A 12,330-nucleotide genomic window follows, 5' to 3' on the forward strand; every position below is an offset into this window, starting at 1 on the left:
CGGCGACGTTCGCCGGCATCGAATCAATCTTCAACAGACTATTAGCTATGATGAATCCTGAAATTCGTAACAAATTGGAAGACATGGAAAAGCGCGCCGGATACCTCTGGAGGTATCTTTGACGTCGCTAAACGACAATTTGACATTCAGACCCTCGAAGCGCGGATGTCCCAGCCTGAGTTCTGGGACAACCAGGAGGCCGCGCACAAAACGATCGCCGAAGTCAATCGGTTGAAGACTTCCATCTCGGGGTTGATCGAGCTCAAACGGAAGCTCGACGACGCCCAGGCGATGGTGGAATTGCTGGCTGAATCGGGCGACGACGGGGATTCCGACGATATGCGGGAGTTGGAGTCGACGGTCGACGAGATGTATGAGGAAATGGACGAGGTGGAGGTTCGTTCCTTCATGTCGGGGCCGCTCGATTCCTCCAACGCGATCCTCAGCATTCACTCCGGCGCCGGCGGCACGGAGTCGTGCGATTGGGCGGAGATGCTTTACCGGATGTATACCCGGTGGGCGGAACGGCGCGGATTCGCGGTCGAAATTCAGGATATGCAGGAAGGGGACGAGGCCGGATTGAGTCGGGTGACCATCCGGATCGAGGGGGAAAACGCCTACGGTTTTGCCAAGGCCGAGCGCGGGGTCCACCGGTTGGTGCGGATCAGTCCCTTCGATTCCAACAAGCGTCGGCACACCTCGTTTTGTTCGGTCGACGTGATCGCCGAAATCGAGGACGACGTGGAGGTCGATTTGGATGAGAAAGACATCCGGGTCGACACTTACCGGTCGAGCGGAAAAGGCGGTCAGCACGTCAATAAAACCGACTCAGCGGTCCGGTTGACCCACCTTCCGACCGGGATCGTGGTCGCGTGCCAGAACGAGCGGTCGCAGTTGAAGAACAAGAACTCGGCGATGAAGGTGTTGAAATCGCGGATCTACGAGCGGATGCTCGACGAGAAGCGGGCCGAGATGGAACGGTTTTACGGTGAAAAGAACGAGATCGGCTGGGGCAACCAGATCCGCAGTTACGTTTTCCAACCGTATCAGATGGTCAAGGACCTTCGGACCGGCGTGGAAACCTCGGGCGTCCAGGAAGTGATGGACGGCGGAATCGACCGTTTTGTCCATGCCTGGCTCCGGGCCGGGTGTCCCTCGGTGCGCAACAAGGAGATCCAAGTCGATGGTTGAGCCGGCGCCGCTCGGGTTCGACGAACTCCGGCGGACTTTCGCCGAACGGGAGTTGTTCGAAAACAAGACGTGGCAATTGTCCCCGTCGGCGTTTCCGTTCGACTCCGCGATGGTGGCGGAACTGGAGAAAATTGGCCAGGCGGCGGTCGATTTCCACCGGGCCTTGGAGAACCTTTACCTGCGGTCGGTGGCCGGGAAGAACCTTCTGCGCAATCGACCGTTGGAAGCACCGTGGGTGGCCGAGTATTTCGAGCGGGGCAAGCCGGAAAGGCTGGTCGCGTTGAATCGCGCCGAGGCTTTCCGCGGGACCCTGCCGCCGGTGATTCGTCCGGACCTCTTGGTGACCGCCGACGGCTTCGCGCTGACGGAGTTCGACTCGGTGCCCGGGGGGATCGGGTTGACCGGCTTTTTGAACCGCCTCTACGGGGAGCAGGATCCGGGGATCGTTGGCGGGGATGACCGGATGATCGACGGATTTTACCGGGCGGTGGCGGCGGCGGCGAAGACCGGCGGCAAGTTTCCGCTGGTGGCGATCGTCGTCAGCGACGAAGCGGCGGTTTACCGTCCGGAAATGGAGTGGCTGGCGGAGCAATTGCGGGAGAAAGGGAAGCGGGTCTTTTGCATGGGGCCGGCCGATTTGATTCCGCTCGGGGGCGGGATCTTCTTCGATCTCGACGGCAACCCGGAAAGAATCGACGTCATTTACCGCTTCTTCGAACTCTACGACTTGAAGAATATCGGCACCTCCGGGCTTTTGTTGGAAGCCTACGAGGCGGAGGAAGTGGCGATCACGCCCCCGGTGCGGACGATTTTCGAGGAAAAGCTCTCGATGGCTTTGTTTCATCACCACCGCTTGCGGGAGTATTGGAAAGAAGCTTTGCCGAAAGGAACGTTGAAGGTGTTGCGGAAGCTGATACCCCGGACTTGGATCGTCGACCCGCATCCCTTGCCGCCCGGGGCGGTGCATGTCGGCCCGTTGGTCGGAGGGGAGATGATGGGCGATTGGCGGGAATTGGCCGACGCCTCGCAACGGGAGCGCGACCTGATCCTGAAAATCAGCGGATTCCATGAGTCGGCTGAAGGGGCACGTAGCGTTCTTTATGGACGGGACAGTTCGCGGGAGGAATGGTTGGCCGGGGTCGAGGAAGCGATCCGGATGAGCGGCACGCATCCGCACATCGTGCAGGAATACCGCAAACCGGTGCGCCGGGAGCATCCGGTCTATGATGAGAACGGCGACATCCGGCGGGTGGAAGGGCGGTTGCGGTTGTGTCCTTATTATTTCATTGAAGACGGCGAACCGACGTTGAGCGGGATCCTGGCGACCTTCTGTCCGGCCGATAAGAAAATTATCCACGGAATGAAGGACGCGGCGATGATTCCGTGCCGGGTGGAGAGGGAGTAGTTACGTGAGACAGGCATTCCTGCCTGTTTTTGACCATCACAGACAAGAATGTCTGTGTCACGCCCGGTGCCTTGAAAAAATGCAAAACCTGCTTGCGTTACCTGCGGCGGAGGTGTCTTATCTTTCTTTTCCCTCGATTCAAGGGGGAACACAACCAACAACAACAACGAAAATCATAGAGTTAAATTTCGAAGGAACTCACTATTCCTGGAATGTTTAATTCTGAAAAGACCTATGAACGTCACACCTAGAGACCTGCTCGACGCAGGCGTCCACTTCGGGCATCAACGCAAGCGCTGGAACCCGCGCTCCAAGGATTTCGTCTATGACCACCGCCACGGCGTGTCGATCATCGACTTGGAGAAGACCCACAAGCAACTCGAGAAAGCCACCGCTTTCCTCGAAGATCTCGTCGCTTCCGACAAGACCGTCCTCTTGGTCGGCACCAAGCGCCAGGCCCAGGAAATGATCCGGGAGTCCGCGCAAGCCACCAACATGCCGTTCTGCGCCAACCGCTGGATGGGTGGTACTTTGACCAATTTCGAAACCATCAAGCGCAGCATCGCCAAATACAAAAAGTATCTGGGCATGGAGGCCGATGGCTCCTTGAACAAGCTCCCGGGTAAAGAAGGAGCGATGGTGAAGCGTGAAATGGCCCGGATGCACCGCAATTTCGAAGGCCTCCAGGAAATGGGGCAATTGCCCTCCGCGCTGTTCGTCGTCGACATCAAGCACGAGGATATCGCCATTACCGAAGCCCGCCGCCTCAAGATTCCGGTGGTGGCGTTGGTTGACACGAATTCCGATCCGCATCTGGTCGATTATCCGATCCCGGGCAACGACGACGCCGCGAAGTCGATCCGGATCATCGTCGATACGATTGTCGAAGCCATCCAGAACGGACTTTCCCAACGGGATTCGCGCCGCGCCAGCAAAGGTGTCGCCGCCAATGCGCGCGCCGACATCAACCAGGAAGCCGCCCAACAACTGAGCGGGGACGCGGGCGACGTCAGCATCGACGGCGAAGCTCTTTCCGAATCAGGATTGTCTTCGGAGACCGCGGAGGCGGCCGGCAACCAACCCGAGTCGGCCGAAGTTCCGGCCAAGGAAGAAGGGAAGGAGTGATCCGCCCCCCCTGCGATCCCAGCGATTTATCATGAGCAACGTAATTAGCGCCAAACTGGTAAGTGAACTCCGCAGCAAGACCGGCGCCGGTCTGCTGGAGTGCAAAAAAGCCCTCACCGAAGCCGAGGGGGATCTCGAAAAGGCGGAAACCTTTCTGCGGAAGAAGGGGATCGCCACCGCCGCCAAGAAAGCGGGTCGGGCCACTTCCGAAGGGATCATCGAGTCCTACATCCACCTCGGTGGAAAGGTCGGAGTTCTCCTCGAACTCAACTGCGAGACCGACTTCGTGGCCAAGACCGATGATTTCAAGGCTTTGGCGCGGGACATCTGTCTGCAAATCGCCGCGGCGATGCCGATCTGCGTGACCCGCGACGAAGTCCCGGCCGCCGACATCGAGAAGGAAAAGGAAATCATGACCTCCCAACTCGAAGGAAAGCCGGCCCACGCGGTCGAAAAGATCATGGAAGGGAAACTCGACAAGTATTTCTCGGGAATCTGTCTCTTGGAGCAACCGTTTGTGAAGAATCCGGATCAGACCATCCGCGATTTGTTGAACGAGCGGGTGACGAAGCTCGGTGAAAACATCGTGATCCGACGCTTCGTTCGTTACCAAGTGGGAGCGTAAGAAACGGTTTCCCGCTTTGGGGATTTGTTAAAAGAGGCCGGGCCGATTGTGTCCGGCCTTTTTTTTGCGAGAGGATGTCGGGAAAAGGGGAATAAACCACGAATGGACACGAATGCACACGAATGGGGAAAGGCAGATGAAGAAGCGGATGATGGGAGGGGGACAAATGTAATCGTGTTCGTTCGGGGGTTGTGGTTCAAGGATTGAGGAAATGAGTAGAAGATGGAAATATGAGGTGGGTCCGCGGGATATTCTCCGGCGGGGGATGGCCAACCGGTGCCCGAACTGCGGCGGAAAGACCTTGTTCGAGCGGGCTTTTACAATGCATGAGAATTGCCCCAATTGCGGCATGCGGTTCGAGTGGGGCGAGGGTTTCTTTCTCGGATCGATGACGATCAATTATACGGTGACGATCCTCTTCTTCCTGCTGCCGGTCGCCATTCTTGGAGTGACCGGTTTCATCTCGCCGATGACCGCGATCGTCGTGGCTCTCTTGGGGGCGATTCTCTTTCCGATTCTCACCTATCGCTGTTCCCGGAGTTGGTGGTTGATGGCCTATTTTTATTTTCTCCCCCACGAACTTCCGGTCAATCGGGCGGGTGTGCCTCCCTACGAAGACGAAGCCTGAGCTTGCCCGCAAAGTGGCGCGGGGCCGTCCCGGCTCTTGGCGGAAGAGCCTGAGCAAGGTGTCAGGTTTTCAGGCGAGCTTCGCCGTTTTGTTCCGGGTTGCGGATTTCCGGGGCCTTGGGTAGGGTCGGGGAATGACGGCGTTACGTTCGGTTAATCCGGCTACCGGCGAGGAAATCGGGAGTTTCCCTGTGATGTCCGATGGGGAAATCGGACGGATCATTGATGAGGTCGACCGGGCGTTCGGCGATTGGCGGACGCGAGAGGCGGAGGCTCGGGCGGAGCCGTTGCGGCGACTGGGGGAGATCTTGCGGGGAAAGCGGGATTCGTTGGCGGATTTGATTGCCCGTGAAATGGGGAAACCGATCAGTCAAGGGCGGGGCGAGATCGAGAAATGCGCCACCCTCTGCGATTATTACGCGGAGAAGGGACCGGCCTTCCTTCGGCCGGAAGAGGTGCCGACCGAAGCGGCCCGTTCCTTTGTTACCTTTCAACCCCTGGGAGTGATCCTGGCGGTGATGCCGTGGAATTTTCCGTTTTGGCAGGTGCTGCGGTTCGCGGCACCGGCGATGGTCGCTGGAAACGGAGTGGTGTTGAAACACGCGTCGAACGTCACCGGATGTGCCCTGGGAATCGAGCGGCTTTTCCGGGAGGCGGAGTTTCCGGAAAGTTTGTTTCGCACCTTGGTGGCTCCGAGCGACCGGATGGTAAAGGTGATCGAGAACTCGAAGATTCGCGGCGTGACGGTGACCGGAAGTGTCGCGGCGGGAAAAGCGGTGGCGGAAGCGGCGGGGCGGATGTTGAAAAAGACGGTGCTCGAGTTGGGCGGGAGCGATCCGTATCTGATTTTGGAAGACGCCGATCTGGAGTTGGCGGCCGAGACGTGTGCCGCGAGTCGGTTGATCAATTCCGGGCAAAGCTGCATCGCGGCCAAGCGATTCATCGTGGTGGAAAAAGTCCGCGCGGAGTTCGAGAGGCGGTTCGTCGACAAGATGAAGAGCAAATACGTCGGGGACCCGCTGGAGCCGGGGACCGAGGTGGGTCCACTGGCCCGGATCGATTTGCGGGACGATCTGCATCGGCAGGTGACGGAGAGCGTGGAGCAAGGGGCGGTTCGGTTGCTGGGGGGAGAGGAACTCGCGCGACCGGGGGCTTATTACTTGCCGACCGTGTTGACCGACGTTCGTCCGGGGATGCCGGCGTTTGACGAAGAGCTGTTCGGCCCGGTGGCGGCGATCGTGCCGGTCGCGGACGAGGACGAGGCGGTCTCGATGGCCAACCGGAGCCGCTTCGGGCTGGGGGCGGCGGTTTTCACGCGGGATCGCGCACGCGGAGAGATTATCGCGGCGACGCGCTTGGAGGCGGGGGCTTGTTTCGTGAACGCCTTGGTGAAATCCGATCCGCGGCTTCCGTTTGGGGGAATTAAGGAATCCGGTTACGGGCGGGAACTCGGGATCTTCGGGATCCGCGAGTTCGTGAACGTGAAAACCGTTTACGTCGCGTGAGTTCAGGGATTCCCCCTCTTTTCAGTCGGCCTTGCGCCGATGGAATCCGGGCGGATGCGACGTTACTGTAAGGGTATGGGCAACGAAGCGTTTAAATTTTTGCAGGAAGCGGTGGGGAAGCCGGAATGGGTATCAACCATCGAGGAGGGGAGCGGCGAGGAAGTGGTCGAATTGGCCAAAGAGAATGGTTATGACTGTGGGATCGACGATTTGAAGAAGGTCGCGGCGGAGATTGTCGAAGGGAAGGATGATCCCGACCGGGTTTCGGAGCAGGGGGTCAAGGAAGCGACCCAATCTTCGGCCGGTTTCGACGAACACGGGGGATACGGGTCCGACAGCGGTTTTGCTCTGATGTCCGGAATCGCGGCGGCGCTGTTGAAAAAGTAGCTCCGGGGGAGGTAGCGGGGTTAACCATTGGGAAGGTCGCGGATCAGGCATTTGGCGATCCGTTCCCATTCCTCGTCGACGGTTCCTTCGTGACGTGCCTTCCCGGCGCGGCCGTACCAGTAACCGGCGTTGCTTAAATCGCCTTCTTTCCGGTGGAGGTAACCGTGGACCCAGGCGAGCGGGCGCGTTTGCCCGTTTTGGCAGACTTCATGTGCTTTTTCCCAGTCCCCCTTGGCGTCCCACCAGAGGGCCTGCAGGGCCGGGTGAAGCTCTTCGGTAGGTTGTTCGCCTTTTTCGATTTTGTTGGAAAATTCTTCGAAAGTCATCGTTGCCTCCTTGACTGAGTATTGCGCTCTTTGTTTTAGCATAACGCATTGATTCCCGAGGGCAAGGGTAAGGGGGACGGTTTTCCGAGAGATGTCGGCAGCCGGGTCGGCGGATGTGGGTCGTGAAACAGGCATTTCTGTCTGTGGTTCCCATCGCCTCCCGGCGTTCGCTTTAGCATGCCGGCTTTCGCCGGATGTCGCGGTGGAAAAGCTCGTCGGCAACGGGAATCCATCAGGCGAAAGCCCGATGCTACGAAGCAAATACTCTTTCCGGGGCGGGCGTGGCACGGACATTTTGTCTGTTGTTCCCATCGCCTCCCGGCGTTGGCTGTAGCATGCCGGCTTTCGCCGGATGTCGCGTTGGAAAAGCTCGTCGGCAACGGATATCCATCAGGCGAAAGCCCGATGCTACGAAGCAGATACTCTTTCCGGGGCGGGCGTGGCACGGACATTTTGTCTGTGGTTCCCATCGCCTCCCGGCGTTGGCTGTAGCATGCCGGCTTTCGCCGGATGTCGCGGAGGAAAAGCTCGTCGGCAACGGAAATCCATCAGGCGAAAGCCCGATGCTACGAAGCAAATACTCTTTCCGGGGCGGGTGTGGCGCGGACATTCTGTCTGTGGTTCCCATCGCCTCACGGCTTTCGCTGGAAAAGCTCGTCGGCAACGGAAATCCATCAGGCGAAAGCCCGATGCTACGAAGCAAATACTCTTTCCGGGGCGGGCGTGGCACGGACATTCTGTCTGTGGTTCCCATCGCTTCCAGGCGTTCGCTGTAGCATGCCGGTTTTCGCCGGATGTCGCGGTGGAAAAGCTCGTCGGCAATGGAAATCCATCAGGCGAAAGCCCGATGCTACGAAGCAAATACTCTTTCCGGAGCGGGCGTGGCGCGGACATTCTGTCTGTGGTTCCCATCGCCTCACGGCTTTCGCTGTAGCATGCCGGCTTTCGCCGGATGTCGCGTTGGAAAAGCTCGTCGGCAACGGAAATTCATCAGGCGAAAGCCGGGCGAAAGCCCGATGCTACGAAGCAAATACTCTTTCCGGGGCGGGCGTGGTACGGACATTCTGTCTGTGGTTCCCATCGCCTCCCGGCGTTCGCTGTAGCATGCCGGCTTTCGCCGGATGTCGCGGTGGAAAAGCTCGTCGGCAACGGAAATCCATCAGGCGAAAGCCCGATGCTGCTATGAGGGTTTCGTGACAAGCGGAAAATGAAACCGTTGTTTGATTTATTTTTCTTAGGACATTCTTAAGATCTGCTTTCTTACCTTAGTTCCCCTAGCGGGGGTTTGGGGGCGGCAATGAGCCCCAATCTTTTGGCCTTTGGAGTTGCCCCCGGAAAGGAATGTCTCTCGTCCCCGGTCCCCTCGAACTGGCCGGGGGGACAAACTGCTATCCGCGCGTGCCTTAGAGGCAGCGCATTATAATTTATGCGACCCCCGGCGAGGCCGGAGGAAAAGAGGGACGGAGCAAGCGGCACAATCTACAGGAACGGATGAAAGTCCAAGCATCGAAACGTGCGCGCTCCACTCCGAAATCGGGTTCGCTTCAGGCAAAAAGATCAAAGAACAAAAAGGGAAGTTGGTTGCCCTCAGCCGACTGCAACCTCGGGCATCCTCAGGCCGAGCTTCTCAGGCGTGGTTTGACCGGTGGCCAACCGCCACAGATCGATGGCGAGCTTGCGGGCGGCCGCGACCGCGATCTTGCGCCGAGACCGGCCGCTGACAAGCTTCTCGACCAACTCGCGCACGGGCGGGTAATCGGGTTGCCATCGCACCATGCGCCAGACCGCTTCGATTAACAGGGCGCGTATTCGCGGATTGCCGTGCTTGTTTATACTCAGATCCCGGGAGGATCCTCCGCTTTGGTGAACCCCGGCACATAATCCGACGAAGCCGGCCACTTGACGCCGGTTCTTAAACCGTCCCCAGTCGCAGATCTCCCGCAGGAGCATCACCCAGGTCAGGGCTCCGATTCCGACCGGCAGAGGCTGTTTAACCTCCTCGACCAGTTCCTTTTTGATGGCCCTTTCCTTCTCGTCGAGCTTCAGCAGAATCTCACGCATTACCTCAAGTTGCTGGACCAGATACTCGGGTAATTCGAGACAGAGATCCTTCCATTTGCGCGGCCCCCACCAACGGCCTTTCACGTGGAATCCCTGCGCCAGCAACGCGCTTCGACCACGTGCCTCCCATCCACTCCGGCTCTTCTTGATCTGATCGCGCAGACGTGATCTCGCCCGCGCCTGTTCTTCCTCCTGGCTTGGCACACGAATGACCGTGAAGGCCTTCTTGTTGCCTCGCAAATAGCGGTCGAGTTGGTCGACCAGCCCCCGCGCATCAAGGTTATCCGTCTTTTGGTTGCGTCCGCCCGCCAGGCTCACCGGGGCAACCACGAAAACGGTGGCTCCCAATTCGGTGAGCTGGCGGTATAATCCATAGCCGCAAGGACCAGCCTCATAACAGGCATAAACCTTCAGGTCGGCGGCCACTAACTTGCCAACGAGGCGAACCAGTTCCTCGTGCTTCAAGCGCAACGGGCGTTGCGGCAAGCTGCCGTCCACCTGTAGGCAAGCCACGCCATCGCGGGCATGAAGATCGATCCCGAGCTTGACCTCCTGCCCATTGGACGAGACGATTCCGTTAATCAATTTGGAGAAGTTATTTTTCGATTGGTTATTCATATCGGGCGACATGTTGGAGAATTCTTTCCCACTTGTCGCCCTCATGTTATCTACGAAGCAAATACTCTTTCCGGGGCGGGCGTGGCACGGACTTTTGTCTGTGGTTCCCATCGCCTCCCGGCGTTCGCTGTAGCATGCCGGCTTTCGCCGGATGTCGCGCTGGAAAAGCTCGTCGGCAACGGAAATTCATCAGGCGAAAGCCCGATGCTACGAGGCAAATTGGAGGTATCTGGGCGGGACTTGCGAAAGCAGGGGATCCGGGGTAGGTTTCGTTGTCCGAAACGGACGCAGAAAAGAGGGAGGCCCCTATGACAAAGCTCGATGGTTACCTGGATTGGGTGGAGGACCGGCGGGATCTGTTTTTCGAATCGATCCGGATCTTCCTTGGAGTGGTGTTGTTTGTGCGGGGATTGTTGTTTTTCCTGCCGACCGGACGGGAGGTGTTGGCCGGTTTTTTGGATACGGTCCCGCTTGAAGGATGGTTGATGCCGGTAGTGTTGGGGCATTACGTTATCATGGCCCATTTGTGCGGCGGCTTGTTTTTGGCGATCGGCTTGCTTACGCGACTTTCCGCGTTGATCCAGATTCCGATTCTGATCGGGGCGGTGTTTTTCGTCCATATCGGCGGAGGATTGTTCGTCGCCGGGCAATCGTTGGAGTTGGCCGCTCTGGTGTTGTTTCTGCTGGTGATCGTTTTTCTCCGGGGGCCGGGTGTTTGGACGCTCGACCATTACCTGTTGCACCGGACGATGGGTCTGCCGGAGCACGGGCATGGACATGGACATCGGTCGGTGATCAATCCGTGAGTCAGGTGAGGCCACAGACAGAAATGTCTGTGTCACGGGAGATCAGTCTTTGCGCGTCGACACCTCGATGACGTCGTGGGGGGCGGATTCTTTCAGGCCGGCGGAGCTGACGCGAATGTAGCAGGCGCGTTTGCGGAGTTCGCCAAGATTGGCGGCCCCGAGGTAGCCCATGCCGGATTGGATGCCGCCGATCAGTTCCGACAAGGTGGTGTCGACCGATCCGGAAACCTCCTTGAGAGCTTCGATCCCCTCGGCGGTCACCTTGCGGGCCGTATCGGCTTTCTCGTGACCGTAGCGGGTGGCGGAGCCCATTTTCATCGCGGCGAGGCTGCCCATGCCGCGGTATTGTTTGTAAAGTTTGCCGTCGATTTCGATGATCTCACCGGGGGCTTCGCGGCAACCGGCGAAGAGACTGCCGCAGATGACGGCGTCGGCGATGGTCAGAGCCTTGGTGATGTCGCCGGATTTGGAGATGCCGCCGTCGGAGATGATTTTCACCCCTTTTTGTTTGGCGACCTCGGAGGCGACGTAGATGGCGGTGAGCTGGGGAATGCCGACGCCGGCGACGAGGCGGGTGGTGCAGATCGAGCCGGACCCTTGGCCGACCTTGATGGCATTGGCGCCGCAGTCGGCGAGGAATTCGACCCCGGCCCCGCTGGTGACGTTGCCGGCGATGATCGTCATGTCGGCGAAGGCGTCGCGGACCATCCGGACCATGTCGCCGACGCCCCGGGTGTGGCCGTGGGCGGTGGAGATCGCGATGGCGTCAACCCCTTCGTCGACCAGTTGGCCGACGTGGGTGACGATCCGGTCGCGGTCGAGTTCGCCGGTCGGTTTGCGGACCGGGGCGATGGCGGCCCCGACGATGAGGCGGAAGGAGGAGTCGCGGCTCGAACGCCGGGCGGAGGTCGCTTCCGAAGTGATTTTTTCGACGTCGGAGAGCGTGATCAAGCCGCGAAGTCTGTCCTCCGCGTCGACCACGAGAAGTTTGTGGATGCCGATGTTTTCGGTGAAAAAGCGGTCGGCGGCCTGGATCGGGTCGCGGCTGATTTCCTTGTCGGAAATGGTGATCAACTGTTGGCGCGGGGTCATGGCCCGGGCCACGGGAAGGTTGCGATAGCGCTCCTTGACCACTTTGCCGGAGAGGAGGCCGAGTAACTTCCCGGATTCGTCGACGACCGGGAAGGTGCGGAAGGCGAAGGACTTGCGTTCGATCAAGTCGAGGACGTCGCCGACGTGGAGGTCGGGGGAGATCGAAATCGGGTCCTGGATCAATCCTTGGATGTGACGTTTGACCCGGGAAACCTCTTTGATCTGGGTCTTGGCCGGCATGTTGTAATGGATCAGGCCCATGCCGCCGTTGAGGGAGAGGGCGATCGCCATCGGGGCCTCGGTGACGGTGTCCATGTCCGACGAAAGGATCGGAATGTTGAGCTTCAGGTTGTCGGAGAGACTGGTTTCGAGGGTGGTCTCCTTGGGGAGAACCTCCGAGTAGCGGGTAGCGAGCGAAATGTCGTCGAACGTGAGCGCGACATGTTGGTTCGCCCGGAAAAAGGCGTCCGCCGATTGGAAGAATTTTGAGTCGAGTTCCTCTACGCTTGAGCTTGCGTGGTCCTTCATAGTGAATAGGTGAACGAAAAAGAGGCATTGATCA

General features: G+C 58.9%; 11 protein-coding genes. 8 read left to right on the forward strand and 3 right to left on the reverse strand.

Translation table 11 applies throughout. The features are described 5' to 3' along the window. Positions 1-47 precede the first annotated feature (47 nt). The 7 genes from prfB (at position 48) to ACWUI2_RS17435 (ending at position 6,865) form a co-directional block, all read left to right on the forward strand. A protein-coding gene (prfB, locus tag ACWUI2_RS17405) for a peptide chain release factor 2 (RefSeq protein WP_486984122.1) occupies positions 48-1,191 on the forward strand; the annotation gives its coding sequence in 2 pieces (ribosomal slippage) (positions 48-119 and positions 121-1,191; 1,143 coding nt in all). Continuing rightward, positions 1,184-2,596: a hypothetical protein gene (locus ACWUI2_RS17410; protein ID WP_486984123.1), complete on the forward strand. Its 1,413-nt coding sequence runs from the start codon at positions 1,184-1,186 to the stop codon at positions 2,594-2,596. Before prfB ends, ACWUI2_RS17410 begins: the two co-directional genes overlap by 8 nt. Positions 2,597-2,830: 234 nt before the next feature. Next, positions 2,831-3,721: a 30S ribosomal protein S2 gene (rpsB, locus tag ACWUI2_RS17415; protein ID WP_486984124.1), complete on the forward strand. Its 891-nt coding sequence runs from the start codon at positions 2,831-2,833 to the stop codon at positions 3,719-3,721. A gap of 31 nt (positions 3,722-3,752) precedes the next feature. Continuing rightward, positions 3,753-4,346: a translation elongation factor Ts gene (gene tsf, locus ACWUI2_RS17420; RefSeq protein ID WP_486984125.1), complete on the forward strand. Its 594-nt coding sequence runs from the start codon at positions 3,753-3,755 to the stop codon at positions 4,344-4,346. 211 nt (positions 4,347-4,557) lie between these two features. Beyond that, positions 4,558-4,974 carry a DUF983 domain-containing protein gene (locus ACWUI2_RS17425; RefSeq protein ID WP_486984126.1) on the forward strand — a complete coding sequence of 139 codons (417 nt, stop codon included), beginning with the start codon at positions 4,558-4,560 and terminating at the stop codon, positions 4,972-4,974. Positions 4,975-5,107: 133 nt separating this feature from the next. Then, complete coding sequence (locus tag ACWUI2_RS17430) at positions 5,108-6,478, forward strand: NAD-dependent succinate-semialdehyde dehydrogenase (RefSeq protein ID WP_486984127.1); 1,371 nt, start codon at positions 5,108-5,110, stop codon at positions 6,476-6,478. Positions 6,479-6,532: 54 nt separating this feature from the next. Next, positions 6,533-6,865 (forward strand): hypothetical protein, encoded by a 333-nt coding sequence (locus ACWUI2_RS17435; protein ID WP_486984128.1) that lies wholly within the window; start codon positions 6,533-6,535, stop codon positions 6,863-6,865. Positions 6,866-6,885: 20 nt separating this feature from the next. Here the strand turns inward: ACWUI2_RS17435 and ACWUI2_RS17440 are convergent, their stop codons facing one another. Further along, positions 6,886-7,191: a hypothetical protein gene (locus ACWUI2_RS17440; RefSeq protein WP_486984129.1), complete on the reverse strand. Its 306-nt coding sequence runs from the start codon at positions 7,189-7,191 to the stop codon at positions 6,886-6,888. 1,587 nt (positions 7,192-8,778) lie between these two features. After that, positions 8,779-9,915 carry an IS110 family RNA-guided transposase gene (locus ACWUI2_RS17445; protein ID WP_486981276.1) on the reverse strand — a complete coding sequence of 379 codons (1,137 nt, stop codon included), beginning with the start codon at positions 9,913-9,915 and terminating at the stop codon, positions 8,779-8,781. Between the two features lie 263 nt (positions 9,916-10,178). Between ACWUI2_RS17445 and ACWUI2_RS17450 the strand changes: the two genes are divergently transcribed. After that, on the forward strand, positions 10,179-10,676 hold the full coding sequence (locus ACWUI2_RS17450) for a DoxX family protein (RefSeq protein ID WP_486984130.1): 498 nt from the start codon (positions 10,179-10,181) through the stop codon (positions 10,674-10,676). Positions 10,677-10,718: 42 nt separating this feature from the next. On the opposite strand, the gene guaB is transcribed toward ACWUI2_RS17450, so the two are convergent. Beyond that, positions 10,719-12,296 (reverse strand): IMP dehydrogenase, encoded by a 1,578-nt coding sequence (gene guaB, locus ACWUI2_RS17455; RefSeq protein WP_486984131.1) that lies wholly within the window; start codon positions 12,294-12,296, stop codon positions 10,719-10,721. Positions 12,297-12,330 lie beyond the last annotated feature (34 nt).

The sequence above is a fragment of the Verruconatronum alginivorum genome (assembly GCF_056590205.1).